General features: G+C 42.7%; 16 protein-coding genes and 1 tRNA gene. 13 read left to right on the top strand and 4 right to left on the bottom strand.

Going from position 1 to position 15163, the window contains the following annotated elements:
• On the top strand, positions 1-340 hold a 340-nt coding region (locus tag IM515_RS25680), incomplete at its 5' end, for a DUF4351 domain-containing protein (protein WP_287629177.1).
• 53 nt (positions 341-393) lie between these two features.
• Here IM515_RS25680 and priA read toward each other — a convergent pair.
• Positions 394-2883: a primosomal protein N' gene (gene priA / locus IM515_RS25675; RefSeq protein ID WP_287629175.1), complete on the bottom strand. Its 2490-nt coding sequence runs from the start codon at positions 2881-2883 to the stop codon at positions 394-396.
• Between priA and IM515_RS25670 the strand changes: the two genes are divergently transcribed.
• The 4 genes from IM515_RS25670 (at position 2840) to IM515_RS25655 (ending at position 6396) form a co-directional block, all read left to right on the top strand.
• Positions 2840-2962: a hypothetical protein gene (locus IM515_RS25670; protein ID WP_287633146.1), complete on the top strand. Its 123-nt coding sequence runs from the start codon at positions 2840-2842 to the stop codon at positions 2960-2962. The genes priA and IM515_RS25670 overlap by 44 nt on opposite strands.
• A gap of 549 nt (positions 2963-3511) precedes the next feature.
• Positions 3512-4645 carry an RNA polymerase sigma factor, RpoD/SigA family gene (locus tag IM515_RS25665; protein ID WP_287629174.1) on the top strand — a complete coding sequence of 378 codons (1134 nt, stop codon included), beginning with the start codon at positions 3512-3514 and terminating at the stop codon, positions 4643-4645.
• A gap of 115 nt (positions 4646-4760) precedes the next feature.
• Positions 4761-5015, top strand: a complete 255-nt coding sequence (locus IM515_RS25660; RefSeq protein WP_287629173.1) for a ribbon-helix-helix domain-containing protein — start codon at positions 4761-4763, stop codon at positions 5013-5015.
• A gap of 220 nt (positions 5016-5235) precedes the next feature.
• Positions 5236-6396 carry an aminotransferase class V-fold PLP-dependent enzyme gene (locus tag IM515_RS25655; protein ID WP_287629171.1) on the top strand — a complete coding sequence of 387 codons (1161 nt, stop codon included), beginning with the start codon at positions 5236-5238 and terminating at the stop codon, positions 6394-6396.
• Between the two features lie 90 nt (positions 6397-6486).
• Here the strand turns inward: IM515_RS25655 and IM515_RS25650 are convergent, their stop codons facing one another.
• A complete protein-coding gene (locus IM515_RS25650; protein ID WP_287629170.1) occupies positions 6487-7263 on the bottom strand; it encodes an RNA polymerase sigma factor SigF in 777 nt (258 codons plus the stop codon).
• A 606-nt stretch (positions 7264-7869) separates the two neighbouring features.
• Positions 7870-8946 carry a Holliday junction branch migration DNA helicase RuvB gene (gene ruvB, locus IM515_RS25645; RefSeq protein WP_002764653.1) on the bottom strand — a complete coding sequence of 359 codons (1077 nt, stop codon included), beginning with the start codon at positions 8944-8946 and terminating at the stop codon, positions 7870-7872.
• Between the two features lie 23 nt (positions 8947-8969).
• On the opposite strand from ruvB, the gene hisF reads away from it, so the two are divergent.
• From hisF to IM515_RS25625, 4 genes are all read left to right on the top strand, one after another.
• Positions 8970-9734 carry an imidazole glycerol phosphate synthase subunit HisF gene (gene hisF / locus IM515_RS25640; RefSeq protein WP_002764651.1) on the top strand — a complete coding sequence of 255 codons (765 nt, stop codon included), beginning with the start codon at positions 8970-8972 and terminating at the stop codon, positions 9732-9734.
• 245 nt (positions 9735-9979) lie between these two features.
• On the top strand, positions 9980-10180 hold the full coding sequence (locus IM515_RS25635; protein WP_002764650.1) for a hypothetical protein: 201 nt from the start codon (positions 9980-9982) through the stop codon (positions 10178-10180).
• A gap of 119 nt (positions 10181-10299) precedes the next feature.
• A tRNA-Ala gene (locus IM515_RS25630) sits at positions 10300-10372 on the top strand.
• A 312-nt stretch (positions 10373-10684) separates the two neighbouring features.
• Complete coding sequence (locus tag IM515_RS25625; RefSeq protein ID WP_002778288.1) at positions 10685-11782, top strand: AI-2E family transporter; 1098 nt, start codon at positions 10685-10687, stop codon at positions 11780-11782.
• Between the two features lie 126 nt (positions 11783-11908).
• Here IM515_RS25625 and IM515_RS25620 read toward each other — a convergent pair whose 3' ends face one another.
• Positions 11909-12748 carry a reverse transcriptase-like protein gene (locus tag IM515_RS25620; protein ID WP_002764646.1) on the bottom strand — a complete coding sequence of 280 codons (840 nt, stop codon included), beginning with the start codon at positions 12746-12748 and terminating at the stop codon, positions 11909-11911.
• A gap of 220 nt (positions 12749-12968) precedes the next feature.
• Here IM515_RS25620 and IM515_RS25615 point away from each other — a divergent pair, with 220 nt between their 5' ends.
• The 4 genes from IM515_RS25615 to IM515_RS25600 form a co-directional block, all read left to right on the top strand.
• On the top strand, positions 12969-13211 hold the full coding sequence (locus IM515_RS25615) for an Asr1405/Asl0597 family protein (protein WP_287629169.1): 243 nt from the start codon (positions 12969-12971) through the stop codon (positions 13209-13211).
• Between the two features lie 44 nt (positions 13212-13255).
• Complete coding sequence (locus IM515_RS25610; RefSeq protein WP_287629168.1) at positions 13256-13831, top strand: (2Fe-2S) ferredoxin domain-containing protein; 576 nt, start codon at positions 13256-13258, stop codon at positions 13829-13831.
• Positions 13832-13952: 121 nt separating this feature from the next.
• Positions 13953-14807 (top strand): formyltetrahydrofolate deformylase, encoded by an 855-nt coding sequence (gene purU, locus IM515_RS25605; RefSeq protein ID WP_002764640.1) that lies wholly within the window; start codon positions 13953-13955, stop codon positions 14805-14807.
• 137 nt (positions 14808-14944) lie between these two features.
• A partial coding sequence (locus IM515_RS25600; protein WP_287629167.1) for a DUF3782 domain-containing protein occupies positions 14945-15163 on the top strand: 219 nt, incomplete at its 3' end.

Raw genomic sequence — 15163 nt, 5'->3', positions numbered from 1 at the left:
ATTATCACCGAATAATCCCCTAAAATCGGCTTCCTTAAACTTATTGTATAATCTGAGTAGAAATCTAGAAGCTTTATCGAAAAAAACACAGGAGGATAGGGAGTTTATTATGCGTTTAGCTCCACTTTACCAACAGGATAGAGAACAAGCGGTTCAGCAAGGTGTACAGCAGGAAGCATTAAAGTTAGTCCTCCGTCAACTTCAGCGACGTTTCGGGGAAATACCGCAAAATCTAGAAGAAACCATCCGTAACCTTCCTGTGGAGCGGTTAGAAGACTTAGGACTCGCTTTATTAGACTTTGACACTTTGACAGATTTAGATAACTGGTTGCACCCGTGAACAATAGCGATCTCGCGTAGCGAGCGCGTTGCGAGCGCATTATCCATCCTTGATTATTCTATCGTCAAGGGGTCCACATCGATCGCCATACTTACCTTGGGTAAAACTAAGCTTTTCAAAGGACGAAAAAGACGACCGATATCAGCCTTTTCTCCCGATAATTTTAACAGAATTTGCCAGCGATAACGGTTAGCCACACGCATAATTGTTGCTGGTGCAGGTCCCAAAATATCCCAATCGGAACCGAAATTATTAACACATTCCTCTGCGACATTTTCGGCACTTTTCTGCACTGCTTCCCCATCTAAACCACTAAAGCGAATTAAGACTAAACTGCCGTAGGGAGGATAATTTAAACCCTCTCTCTGCATTAATTCCGTCTCGACAAAACCCTCATAATCGTGGGTTTGCACTGCTCTAATCACGGGATGTTCGGGGGTATAGGTTTGGATAATTACCTTTCCTTCTGTTTCTCCCCTTCCTGCTCTCCCTGCTACTTGGGTGAGGGTTTGAAAAGTGCGTTCGGAGGCGCGATAATCGGAGTGATAAAGTAAGCCATCGGCTGCCATTACTCCTACTAAAGTAACTCGATCGATATCTAATCCTTTGGTGAGCATTTGGGTTCCCACTAAAACATCAAACTCACCATCAGTAAATAGTTTTAATAGTTCCCGGGGAGCATTTTTGTTACGGGTGGTATCACTATCAAAACGCAAGCAGCGCAAATCAGGAAATTCTTTGCTTAATTCTTGGGTGACGCGCTGAGTACCAGTACCGAAAAATTTTAGATAGGGAGAACCGCATTCAGGACATTGTTTCGGATGAATGCGACCATAGTTACAGTAGTGACAGCGGAGTAATTCTTGCGCTCCCGGTTCGGTGTGGTGGTAGGAGAGGGAGACATCACAGTGGGGACACTCCAGCACATAACCGCAACTTCTGCAAGATACAAATGTACTATGTCCCCGGCGACTGACGAATAAAATTGCCTGTTCTCCCTTGTCGCGCAGGGTTTCCAGAGATGAACGCAGGGATTGACTAAACAGGGAACGATTGCCTCGCTGCAATTCCCGTCGCATATCGACGATTTCCACCCGAGGTAAGGGGCGATTTTGGATGCGATCGGGCAAAGATAGGTAAAGACGGGGATTAGCTTGGGATTCTAGCCATGTTTCTAGGGATGGCGTGGCCGAGCCTAAAATTACGGGACAATGGTTTAATTGAGCGCGCCATTTAGCCACGGTACGCGCGTGATAGGTGGGGAGTAATTGACTTTGTTTAAAGCTGCTATCGTGTTCTTCATCGAGGATAATCATGCCTAGGTGGGGTAAAGGAGCAAAAATCGCCGATCGCGTCCCGATAATAACTTGCGGGGTTCCTGTCAACATCTGTCGCCAGGTATCGTATCTTTCTCCTTCCGAGAGGGCGCTATGATAAACATAGACTCGATCGCCAAAACGGGCCACAAAGCGATCGGTTAGTTGCGGTGTTAATCCAATTTCGGGGACTAAAACCAAGGCAGATTTACCCGCTGCCAGGACAGGTGCGATCGCCTGTAGATAGACTTCTGTTTTACCCGATCCCGTCACTCCATGTAAGAGAGCGCTTTCACCACCTTTTAGGGTTTGAATGGCTTCTAAAGCCTGTTTTTGACTATAAGTGAGTGTTTTTGGTTGATCCCTGCTCATAATCGCCGAGGATAAGCGCAGGAATTCCCTGTCCTCAATCACCACATAACCCTTGTCAATGAGCGGTTTAAAATGTTTTGTCCCCGCAAGTTTTACCAATTCTGGCAGCCACATTTCTCCTCCCTGATGACGGAGAATTTCGACAATTTTGCGTTGATTTTCGGTTAAATCGGCAGGAAAGTCGGTTATTAGCAGGGTAATGGCTTTTTTTAGCTTAATATTGGTACTTTTGGGTGCTTCTAGATAACTTTCTACCCAACCGCGCTTAACTAAGTCTCGGATCCCGTAATTAGCATTTTTTAGTTTTTCTTGCAGGTATTTCGCCGAATAATCGCCTTCTTTTTGATTTTTGAGCAGGGATAAAATCTGACGGGAGAGGGGAGTACAAAAAACTTCTGCACCGGGGGGAATCGCTTCTGGTTTTAATCTGATGCGACGTTGGGAACTTCGCAGTAAACCCTTAGGTAAAGCGACGCGAACAACGGTGATTAAATCCGTTGCATAGTATTGGGCGATTTTCGTCAATAACTGCCAATAATTATCGGGGAAAAAGCCCTTAGTAATCACATCTTCCACGGGACGGATTTGATTTTCTTCTAGTCCTGCAGGCAAATTTTCGAGAAATCTAAGAGCAATTCCCCCAATTACCTGAGAACCGAAGGGAACGCTTAAAATATCGCCAATTTCTACCGTTAAATCCAGGGGGACACTATAGGTTAATATTTGCTGATCCTCTTGACTATCTCTAGGATAAGGGCGATCAACCAAAACTTCTAACCACGGTTGTCCAGTTGTGGTTAATTGGTAAGGTGTGCGAGGTTCTGCTACAGTCAGGGTAGCACAGCGATCGAGCATGGTTATCAGTTATCAGTTATCAGTTATCAGTGGGGAGTGGGAAGTGGGGAGTGGGAAGTGGGGAGAATGGGGTATTTAAATTATAGTTTAAAGCTTGAGGGGAATAAAACCAGTTAATTTTCTCTAAAAACAGTTTAAATATTGCTTTTTTGCCCACAAATTTTGATTTTTAGCTAGTGAAGTCTTCCCAAAAGAATTTTTATCCACCCTTAAGCATTGATAAAGTTAATGATAACTATTGACTATTAGCTATTAAATCGCACCATAGTTAGTCAAAAGGTGAGAATGGTTCTCAATAGAAAAAGCGAAGAATAGTAATAAAAAGCTGATGGCTATCTTGATTGTTAAGAAGCGTGATCTTTACCTAGTCAAATACCAAAAACCTTAGTTAGAGTGTATAAGTGAAAACCCTGAAAGTCTCCCCTATTCACCAGAAAATCTGATTATCTGGTTCAGCGATTTGTAACCATGGACACAGAAGCACCCAATTATATCCCAGAAATGGCCGCCATTAATTAAGAAAACGTTTAAAAAATCTGCTCCCCGAAAATTCAATGTAACAATCAGCCCATTGGGAGAAACTAAGTTTTTCCCCGCTATTATAACCCCACTCCATCCATAACTGCTTATGAAAATCTCTAAACTAGCCGCTGATGATAATTTTAATCAAATCATTGCCCTGGAGACAAATCCTTTAGAACTGGACAGCGTGGATTTTGCTGAAAGAACTGACGAGGATCTGACTGAATCTTTACCGGAAACCCTAAAAAACACTCGTGGGAGTAGTGGAACTGGATACGATAAAGGCAGCAATGAAGACACTGTTGGGGCATTTTTTAAAGAAATGGCTCGTTATCCCCTGCTTAGTGCGGAAGAAGAAATTGAATTAGCCTACTCGGTTAAGTTTCTCATGGAAGCGGAAGAAGTACGCCAAAAACTGCAAGAAAATTTACATCGTCCCCCGACGAAAACGGAATGGGCAATCGCTTTAGAATTAGATAATGAACGTCAACTGGAAAACCGTCTTTATCGCGGACGAACAGCTAAACGGAAAATGATTCGTTCTAATTTGCGCTTGGTGGTTTCTATCGCTAAACGCTATTTAAATCGCGGGGTTCCTTTCTTAGATTTAATTCAAGAAGGTGCGATCGGACTCAACCGTGCGGCCGAAAAATTTGATCCCAATAAAGGTTATAAATTCTCTACCTATGCTTATTGGTGGATTCGACAAGCAATCACCCGCACCATTGCTAACGATGCGCGGACAATTCGTTTACCGATTCACATTGTCGAAAAACTCAATAAACTCAAAAAAGCGCAGCGCATTCTCAAGCAAGATTTACAGCGCAATCCCAATGAACGGGAACTTGCGGAAGCGTTAGAAATAACTCCCGAACAATTGCGGCAATTATTACAATTGCGTCGTCAATCTCTCTCTTTAAATCATCGTGTAGGGAAGGGAGAAGATACGGAATTAGTGGATCTTTTGGAAGATGATGATCTACAACTTCCCGAAGATAAAATGAATGAGATGATGATGCGTCAAGAAATTTTCGCAGTTTTAAGTGATGTTCTCACGGAACGGGAAAAAGATGTTATCTCCCTCCGTTATGGTTTAGCTACCAGTCAACCCTATACCCTAGAGGAAGTGGGGGGAATGTTCAATTTATCTCGGGAACGAGTACGTCAAATTCAAACTAAAGCGATGCGAAAATTACGTCGTCCTCAAGTCGCACGTCGTCTGAAAGGATGGTTACATTAATAATTTTTTCTAACTCGTTCTCTCCTCTCTCCTTTTTCCTGGAGAGCTTTTTTTGTCGATATTTAGCTTAAAATTAAGGTAAAGCTGATTTTCTCAGTAGATAGTCATAATACCTATGAACCGACATCTCCAACCGAAAGTGAAAACGGGAAAATATCAATCTCCCCAAGAAGTCATCGACTTTGCTTTGCAGTTACTCGATGAATATGAACAAATAACTGATGCAGAATGGAGAGAAGATATTCGGCAAAAAATAGATAAAGCTATCTTTGCATCAGAAAATCATCCTCTCATAGATGGAGAAACTTTTGTCACTGAAATTATTCATCGTTTTCAACTTTTCAACCCATGGGAGATTAATCTAAAATAGGTGGTTATAAGTAGGGAGGCACAATTATTTGTAGGATGGGTTAGCGGTAGCGTAACATGAGCGGGTGTTGGGTTTCATGCTTCAACCCAACCTACGTTCATCTTATATTTAATTCCACCCACCCGCTTATCATAAATATACTAGCTAGTCAGTATCTGAATACAATAGGCAATTTTTCAGCTATTTTTTCTAGTTTTGAATAAAATCAAATTAATTCAATATGTCCAAAAACTTTTGGTTAATTCCCGATAATATCTATTTTCTCAACCATGGTTCCTATGGTGCAACCCCTAAAATAGTCTTGGATTATCAGCAACAATTGCGGGAACGAATGGAAAGACAACCCTTAGCATTTTTGGGGAGAGAATTAGAGGGTTTATTAGATATTGCTAGGCAAAAATTAGCGGATTTAGTGGGAGTAAATAGCGATGATTTAGTCTTTGTTCCCAATGCAACCACAGCAGTGAATGCGGTGTTAAATTCCTTAACTTTTCAGGAAAATGAGGAAATTCTGATCACCGATCAGACCTATAATGCTTGTGCTAATGCAGTTAAACATATAGCTAAAAGATGGGGTTTAAAGGTAATTATCGCTAAAATTCCCTTTCCTGTGCAGTCCCCTTTAGAAATTAGTCAAGCAATTTTAGCATCTGTTTCTCCCCGGACAAAATTAGTAGTTTTAGATCATGTCACCAGTCCCACGGCCTTAATTTGGCCAATCGCAGAAATTGTGCAAGAATTAAATAATCGCTGCATTGATACTCTCATCGATGGCGCTCATGCTTTAGGTTTTTTACCCCTTAATATCGGGGAAATTAATCCCACCTATTATACTGCTAATTGTCATAAGTGGTTATGTAGTCCCAAGGGGGCTGCTTTTCTCTATGTGCGCGGGGATAAACAGGCAATAATTCGACCTTTAACTATTAGCCATGGGGCCAATTCTCCTCGACAAGATCGCTCCCGTTTTCAGTTAGAATTTGCTTGGATGGGAACCGATGATCCCAGTGCTTATTTATCAGTGCCAAAAGCGATCGAGTTTTTAAATTCTCTCTCTATTGATGGTTTACTGGGTCTGATGGCGAGGAATCATAATTTGGTTTTAAAAGCCAGAAATTTGCTTTGTCGTGCCTTGCAGGTCAATTATCCCTGTCCAGAATCAATGATTGGAGCGATGTCCTCAATTCTAATGCCTAGTTATGCTTGGGCAGCAGAAGACTTATCTAGACAACTGTGGGAAAAATATCAGATCGAAGTGCCGATAATTCCCTGGGGAGAAGCATCATTAATTGTGAGAATTTCTGCTCACTACTATAATTCGATCGAGCAGTATGAATATTTAGCTGAGGTTTTAAATTACTTGCTATTGGAGCAAAGATAAGCGGGGAGCAGGGGAAAAAAATCCATAACTGAGTTTTTAAAGTTGGATTGGGAGTTAATAACGGACTTGCTATGAGAACCGATAATTGGGCTAAAATACTTCTTGGAGCATGGTTTCCTTGAGCATTTCTAAACCCTTTTTCACCCGACGGGAGACGGTAACGACACTAATGCCTAATTGTTCGGCTGTTTCCCGTTGAGTAAGATCTTTAAGGAAGACAAATTCAAGAATATGACGGGTTTTGTCTTCTAATTGAGCCATTGCCTGTTGTAAACGAATGCGATCCTCTTGACACAGTTGAAAGCTGCGATAACGGGGATCGGGAACGATGTCTTTTAAACAAGTATGATTATCTTCATCGTTATTAACCGTCGCATCGAGACTAAGAGGTTCACGGTTTTGGAAAGCCAGTTTTACCTCTTGCCATTCTGCGAGGGAAATATTTAAAGCGAGGGAGATTTCCGTATCATTGGGTTGACGATTGTAGAGGGCCTGGAAATCCCGACGCATATTTGTTGCTTGTCTGCCTAAATCTAACCAACGACGAGGAATACGAACTGTATAACCTTTATCCCGCAGATAGTGTTGAATTTCGCCGCGAATATAGGGAATAGCGAAGGAACTAAAAGCATGACCTTTGCTGCTGTCAAAACGTTTGATCGCTCGAATTAGTCCCATACAGCCAACCTGGACTAAATCTTCGTAATTTTCACGGCATTGATTGACCCAATGATGAGCTTCCCTTCTGACTAATCCTAGGTTTAACTCTATAATCTGATCCAGTAACTTATTGTCTCCTGTTTTTTGATATTTTTGGAATAGGGTGAGAGTTTCTAGTTTAAGATTTTCTTTATTTAGGACAGACATATGGCGTTAACAGACTTAAAAAATCATTGGCTGTAAAAGATCACTATTGTAATTAGCTTTGACCAATCCCAATGCAGTGTAGATTAGAAGCGGCCAGCAATGGCAACAATGTAACTTACTACGATCTTGATGATACGACCTTTGTATAAAGACTTGTGTGATTTCACGCGGTCAAGCCAGTATTTAAAGACACGGGTAAGCTAAAACCCAGGTAATCAGGGTTGGCTGAAAAAGTTGTTCCTAGAGGCAGGGTGTCGCCCCCCCCTGCCCCCCCCGACATCGGGGGGGGCAGGGGGGGGGTGTGGGGTGTGGGGTGTGAATTTTCCCCCCGAAAAACTCTTAATCCAACAAGGTTTTTAGATTTATTCAGCCAACCCTATCTAGGGTTTGCTGAAAAAGTAGGGGCGAAGCATTCGGATAGAAAATCTACGGTTTCAGCGATAGGTTATTGTCCGAATGCTTCGCCCGTACAGGACGCGATCGCCGATCAAGATGTAAGGTTTTTGAGCCACTAGCTTGAAAATCTTGCAGCTGCTTCGCCAAAAAGCCCCAAACCCCATACCTCGTCTATATTTCACATTTATTCAGCCAACCCTATCTAGAAAACTAGAACTCGAACAAAGGTAAACTCCGATCCTTATTTTTCGGCAATTTCGCCAGTAAACCTAAATGTTCGTAGGCGGCTGACGTCACCACGCGGCCCCGGGGAGTACGATGAAGATAACCTATTTGTAATAAATAAGGCTCATACACCTCCTCAATCGTCTTGGCATCTTCTCCCGTGGCTGCCGCTACCGCTTCCAATCCCACGGGTTTACCTTGAAACTGTTCGATCATCGTCTTTAATACTAATCGATCGGTCCAATCTAAACCCATAGAATCCACATTTAATTGATTTAATCCCTCAGCGGCTAACTGGGGGGTGATAATAGTTTCTCCCTTCACCTGCACATAGTCGCGTACCCGTTTTAATAAACGATTGGCAATGCGTGGAGTTCCGCGACTGCGACGGGAAATTTCGATCGCACCCGCTTCGGTAATGGGAATATTAAAAATAGTGGCACTTCTGAGCATAATTGCTGTCAATTCCTCAACTGTATAGAAACGCAGACGTTGAATCATGCCAAAACGATCGCGTAAAGGCGCAGTTAAAGAGCCAACTTTGGTAGTAGCACCGATTAAAGTAAAGGGAGGTAAAGAAATACTGCGAATTTTCGCCGCTTGACCCTTACCAATCGTCACATCCAGCCGATAATCCTCCATCGCGGGGTATAATAACTCCTCCGTCACCCGATTCAGTCGATGAATTTCGTCGATAAAAAGAATATCCCGGGGTTGAAGATTGATCAGGATGCCGGTAATGTCCCGGGGACGCTCTAAAGCGGGGGCGGCAGTAATGCGGCAATTTACTCCCATCTGGGCCGCTAAAATTAAAGCCATGGTGGTTTTGCCTAACCCCGGCGGTCCGTAGAAGAGCAAATGATCGATCGCTTCTTGTCTAGCTTTGGCCGCGGCGATGGTGACTTTTAGATTAGCTTTTAAGTCCTGTTGACCGATATAATCCTCTAGGGATTGGGGACGAATTTGCGCTTCTGCTTTTTCCGTTTCTTCTATAGTGGGATTGGGAGTGAGCAGATTTTCCTCGGCTGCCGGGGGGGAATTGTGCGATCGTTTGATGGCCATTGTTACAATCAAGAGTCTAGGATATGTTAGCGAAGCGGATTTTGCCTTGTTTGGATGTCAATAAAGGTCGGGTAGTTAAAGGGGTTAATTTTGTCAATCTTCAGGATGCTGGCGACCCCGTGGAGTTAGCTCGCTTGTATAATCAGGCAGGGGCCGATGAGTTGGTTTTTCTTGATATTACTGCTACCCATGAAGATCGCGACACAATTATTGATGTAGTCTATCGCACGGCGGAACAGGTTTTTATTCCTCTGACCGTGGGAGGTGGCATCCAATCCTTAGAAAATATTAAAAATTTGTTAAGAGCCGGGGCCGATAAAGTCAGCATTAACTCGGCTGCCGTGCGCGAGCCGGAATTGCTCGATCGAGCCAGCGATCGCTTTGGGAAACAGTGTATTGTGGTGGCGATCGATGCTAGACGACGCAAGGATGTGCATAACCCCGGTTGGGAGGTTTATGTTCGGGGTGGACGCGAAAATACGGGTATTGATGCTTTATTATGGGCGCAAGAAGTGGAAAAACGCGGGGCGGGTGAGTTGTTAGTTACCAGTATGGATGCCGACGGCACGCAAGCGGGTTACGATCTGGCCTTGACAAAAGCGATCGCAGAAAGGGTGGAGATTCCTGTGATTGCCTCTGGAGGAGCGGGTAATTGTCAGCATATCTACGAAGCATTGACGGAAGGCCGGGCAGAAGCGGCTTTATTGGCTTCTTTGCTTCATTATGGTCAATTAACCATCGCTGAGGTCAAAAATTATCTGCAAAATCAACAAGTACCCGTGCGTTAGCCGGGAAAATGAGAGCAAGATTTGCAGAACTTAATCTAGTGATTGAGTCGGTTTTTCGGGAAAAGGATTTCTTCAGGCTGCAAACCAAGAAGAGCAAGGTTTACACCTGTTACTGAAAGCCAATGGCTGACGGCTGACAGCCGCGATCGAGCAACCGGCAAAAAATCCCTGTTTTTAACTTCCCTCCGATTATCCCTCGGGAAAATTATGTATTAGAATAGAAGAAAGTTAACAAAATTTAAAATATGTTAGTTCCGATTCTCATCTTTGACCTCGGTCTTGTGGCTTGGTCATTGCATCTGATGCAGCAAGCGTTCGACAGGCAAGAGTTTTCCTTGATGCTGGCGGGAACCTTGGTGGCAGCAGCGGCAGTGGCTATGTTAGTAGTTTATTTCCTCATGGGTCACTGTTTAACCTATTTAACCCAAATTTCGGCTCCTGTCTAAATGGGGGCGATTGTTTCACTCTTGTCAATTAGCGATCGCCTTGGCTGTGACAAATTTTTTTCTCGCCCCCCCCTTGACAAAATGATTCTATTTAAGCTATATTCAAAAATGGTCTTCGCGGGGCTATAGCTCAGTTGGTAGAGCACCTCAATGGCATTGAGGGGGTCAGCGGTTCGAATCCGCTTAGCTCCATACAGTTAAGATAAGAGTTTCAGGGTTACTGGAACCAAAAAAGTGGCACGGAGATGGTAGATTGAAAGAGGATTTCTGGTTAGAAAACTCTCTTTTTACATACATCGATACTCTCTCAGGACAAAATTAATAAACCTCTTGCATAATTAATTTTTGAGGGTTCAAAAAAGGCAAAAACAAGGATTAAATTACATAAAATCTGTAAATAGACCGTTTAATTGATTATTATTCATTCTTAATTCTCCTGACTACTGACTACTGACTACTGACTCCTAACCCTAACAACAATTTTTGATTTTTACAAGAGGTCTAATGATAGAGCTTTTTAAGCAACTACCTCGTTGGTTGCGGCTAAGTCTAGTTTTTCCGCTCTTATTTCTCAATGGTTGGTTATTATTCCAATTATTTAGCTATCTAGAACCCTTAGTTAGTATTTTTGTCACTGCTAGTTTACTAGCTTTTGTCCTAGATGTTCCCATCAAACTGCTGCAAAGACGCGGGGTTAATCGCAGTGGTTCGATCGCTATTGTCTTTTTAATTGCCCTATTAATTTTGAGCGTTTTAGGTTTAATTTTAATTCCCCAGATTGTCGAGCAATTAAGCAGTTTAATCAATAGTTTACCCCAGTGGATCGAGTCGGGAACCGAACAGATACAAAATTTAGAAAAGTGGGATAAAACTCAGAAATATGCGATTTATATCGAGCAATCAATCACCCAGTTATCGGAACGACTAACCAATGTTTTACAAACTCTTAGCACTCAATTACTGAGCTTTGTGCTGGGAACTATCAACAGTATCCTAAACATTCTCTTTGTTCTGGTTCTAACTGTCTTTCTGGTTCTCTATGGCGAACAAATTTGGGAGGGAATTTTAAGCTGGATTCCTGCTCCTTGGAATCTCAAATTAAGAACGATTATTCGTCAAACTTTTGAAACCTATTTTGCTGGTCAAACCATTTTAGCGGGAATTCTCAGCCTTGCTCAAATTTTTGTTTTTGTGATTCTCAAGGTCGATTATGCCCTATTATTCGGGGTGGCAATCGGTCTAACTACATTAATTCCTTTTGCCAGTGCCTTCACCATTATTGGCATTAGTACCCTACTGATGTTTCAAGATTTTTGGTTAGGGTTAAAAGTTTTGACCCTGACTATTATTGTCGGTCAAATTAATGATAATGTCATCGCCCCTCGGTTAATGGGAGGTATGATCGGACTTAACCCCGTCTGGATTATTCTATCTCTTTTTATCGGTGGCAAAGTAGCAGGAATTCTCGGTTTATTGATAGCAGTTCCTATCGCTAGTGTGCTGAAAAGTACCATCGATATCATCCGCTCGCAGCAGCGGGAAAAAGAACCGGTAGTTATCCTAGAAGAAACGGTGAAAAATTCCTCAGAGGAGAGCAAATAATACTAAATCCTGTTTTTTCAGTGAACAGTAAACAGTAATGAGTGAATTGAAAACTCACATCTGCTAACTGATAACTGCTAACTGATAACTGATAACTGATAACTGATAACTGATAACTGATAACTGTTAGGAGCGGCTAATTTCTTCGAGAATAGCCATCGCTTCTGTCACCCTATCCCTAGGGATAAATAAATGATCGTGATAATAACCAGAAATGACATTGACGCTAATTGCTGCTGCGGCCAGTTTCTCACTAATCACCGCTAAAAATCCCACCGCCGCTAAACTAGAATGCACAGAAAGAGTAATTTGTCTATAAATATATTTGTACTGCAAGCCCATGCGATCGGCTTGCTGACGGGGAATAATCACCGTTATGCCTTCCTCTTCCTGAAATTGGCAGATAGGAGTTAATTGTAGCTGTTCTAGTCCTGTTGCTGTTAGGGAAGAAAAAACGAATTCTTCGGTATTTAGGACTGGTTTCAGGGATTGGAGCAGAATATTGAGATTAGTTTCGCCTTCCTTCGGTTTTTCTGGCGATTTTTTCGCTGCATCCAGACAATGATTAGCGGCAGCGTCAGCCACACTATTTTTAGCTCGTTCAATCCAGCGCCAGCTAATGCGATCGAATCGGGCAACTAATTGACAAGCACGCTGATAAAAGGGACGTAAACTATCGCTTTTTACCTTCCAGTCTCCCTTAACTTGATTGATGACTAATTGACTGTCTCCCCGAATTTCTAGGCTTTTTAAGCCTAATTCTTGGGCTTTTTCCAATCCAATAATCAATCCCGTGTATTCAGCTTCGTTATTAGTGGCTATCTCCATATATCTAGTCGTAGTCAAGGAATTGCCCTCGGCTAAAACTATTACCGCTGCACCGGCTGCTCTCCCCGGATTGCCGCGAGAACCACCATCAAAATAGAGAACTGCTGAATTATCGGTTTTTTGAGCTTTTTTATCCATAATTTTCGTCAATAAATCTTTTTATCTCCATTTTTATCCCTTTGACAATTGTAGGCGGTAGCGATTCCTGTCGGCAAAGCGGACAAGCAAGATTTTAGCCGATCGCCGCTACCGGACAACTTTTTTTTCTTCAGGTTATTGATAATTATTTGCAGTTGTTGGTTATACTGAGAACATCAGCCTAGAGTTATATTGCTAATAGTTCTCAATTAAAAGCCCCATGAGTACAGACAAATTGCCATCGGAAGGTGAGAAAATCTTCCCTCTTAGTGCTTGGGAGCGCTGGCAGCTCTACCACTGGCTGCAGGCCCTAGACATTGAAGATAAATGCTTGTTCCATGAGCCTTTGCAGGTTCGCATCGATGCCTCCGCTCAACTTTTACAGCTGTGGACTGTCCTGCGGCAGCTAGAGGCTTCCCGAGGCTGTTTAATCGCTTGGCTGGAAACCAGTTGGCAAGCATAATCCTTGAGAAAAATTAGCAATCTAAGAGTAAAAAGTGAGAAAGTATGTCAAAATCTGTAACTGCCATGGTTCCCTTTCAAGTGGTCGGTCAATTCCTCGGTTTTGTCCTCAAAGACGGATATAAGGTAAAATACCTGAGAATCAGTGTTGATAAACGAGAATATTGGTTTAAGCCCGAAAAAACACTGCGAGACCACATACCTCTCAATATTGCTCTCCACTCATGGCTAAAAGTGACGGGAGAAAGTAGTCTTTGTTCAAAAAAGGGAAAATTAAAACTGAGGGTACTAGGGATCGAGCATTTATCTGGCGAAAAAACCCCAGAATTCGCCCCGGCAAAAGCGAAAAAAGCCACCGTCTTAATCTGTCAGAAGTCCGATTGTTGGAAAAATGGCGGTGCGAGAGTTTGCCAAAGCTTGGAGAGTGGTTTAGAGGAAAAAGGACTGGGAGAAGCGGTGAATATTAAATTAACCGGCTGTTTAAAACAGTGCAAAAAAGGCCCGAATCTGGTGGTTATGCCCGATAAAAAGCATTATAATCAGGTAGCTCCCCAAGATGTCCCCTCCCTAATCGAGCGGCATTTTGCCACTTCTGAGCAAGGGAAGAGCCTATCAGTTTAACCAGGAATTTAATCGGCGATCGCTATTGACAAACGATCTTTTTTGTGCATCAAAGGGACGAAGTGCCTAAAATTGTAATAAATTAGGGATAGAAAAAGTCAATTCTTGCCGCCGATAATTTATGACTGCTGCCACTGCAACCTTGTTAATTTCTTGTCCCGACCAGATTGGTCTAGTGGCGAAAATCGCTAATTTTATCTACGCTAATGGCGGCAATATTATCCACGCTGACCAACACACGGATTTTTCGGCGGGATTGTTCCTGATGCGGATAGAATGGCAATTAGAGGGGTTTAATTTACCCCGTGGGATGATCGAACCAGCTTTCGCCGCTATTGCCAAACCTTTGCAGGCTAGTTGGTCCCTACATTTTTCCGATACTGTCCCGCGTCTAGCTATTTGGGTGACAAAACAGGATCATTGTCTCCTCGATTTATTATGGCGACAACACGGGGGAGAAATTAGGGCAGAAATTCCTTTAATTATTAGCAATCATCGAGAATTACACTCAGTTGCCAATCAATTCGGTATTGAGTTTCATCATCTTCCCATTACCGCCGAAACCAAGATTGAACAGGAAGCCAGACAATTAGGGTTACTGCGGGAATACCGGATAGATTTAGTGATTTTAGCTAAATATATGCAGGTTCTTAGCCCAGATTTTATTAACTTTTTCCCCAATATTATCAATATTCATCATTCTTTTTTACCGGCTTTTGCCGGAGCTAATCCCTATCAACGGGCCTATGATCGAGGGGTAAAAATTATTGGAGCCACCGCCCATTATATCACTGCCGATCTCGATCAGGGGCCAATTATCGAGCAGGATGTGGTCAGAGTTAGCCATCGCGATACCGTGGGAGATTTAATTCGTCAAGGTAAGGATTTAGAAAGGGTGGTGTTAGCGCGAGCGGTACGTTTACACTTGCAAAATCGCATTTTGGTTTACGCTAATCGCACGGTAGTGTTCGCTTAAGGTTGCTAGGGTAAGCTCATCTAAAATGGGATAAGATGTACTGGACAAAAAAGACATCATTGCGGGTTAAAAATTAGGAAGTATCGGCGCAATTGACTAAAATAGCAATAGACCAGAGCAGAAGGAAAAAATTATCTATGGCAACTACATCCGAAGACGTATGGCGACTCTTAGCCGAATTAACTACCGCTCAAAAAGAAACTGACCGACAACTCAAGGAAACTGACAAACAACTCAAAGAACTGGGCAAACAAATTGGGGGACTTGGTGCCAAATTCGGCAGCTTTACCGAAGGACTTGCCCTTCCCTCAATGGAAACGATTCTCAGACAACGCTTTGGTATGGAAGTTGTTAGT

This window comes from Microcystis sp. M44BS1, assembly GCF_020244875.1.
Taxonomy (GTDB): Bacteria; Cyanobacteriota; Cyanobacteriia; order Cyanobacteriales; family Microcystaceae; genus Microcystis; species Microcystis panniformis.
The sequence above is the reverse complement of the archived record's forward strand: the minus strand, read 5'-3'. Positions and strand labels throughout refer to the sequence as shown.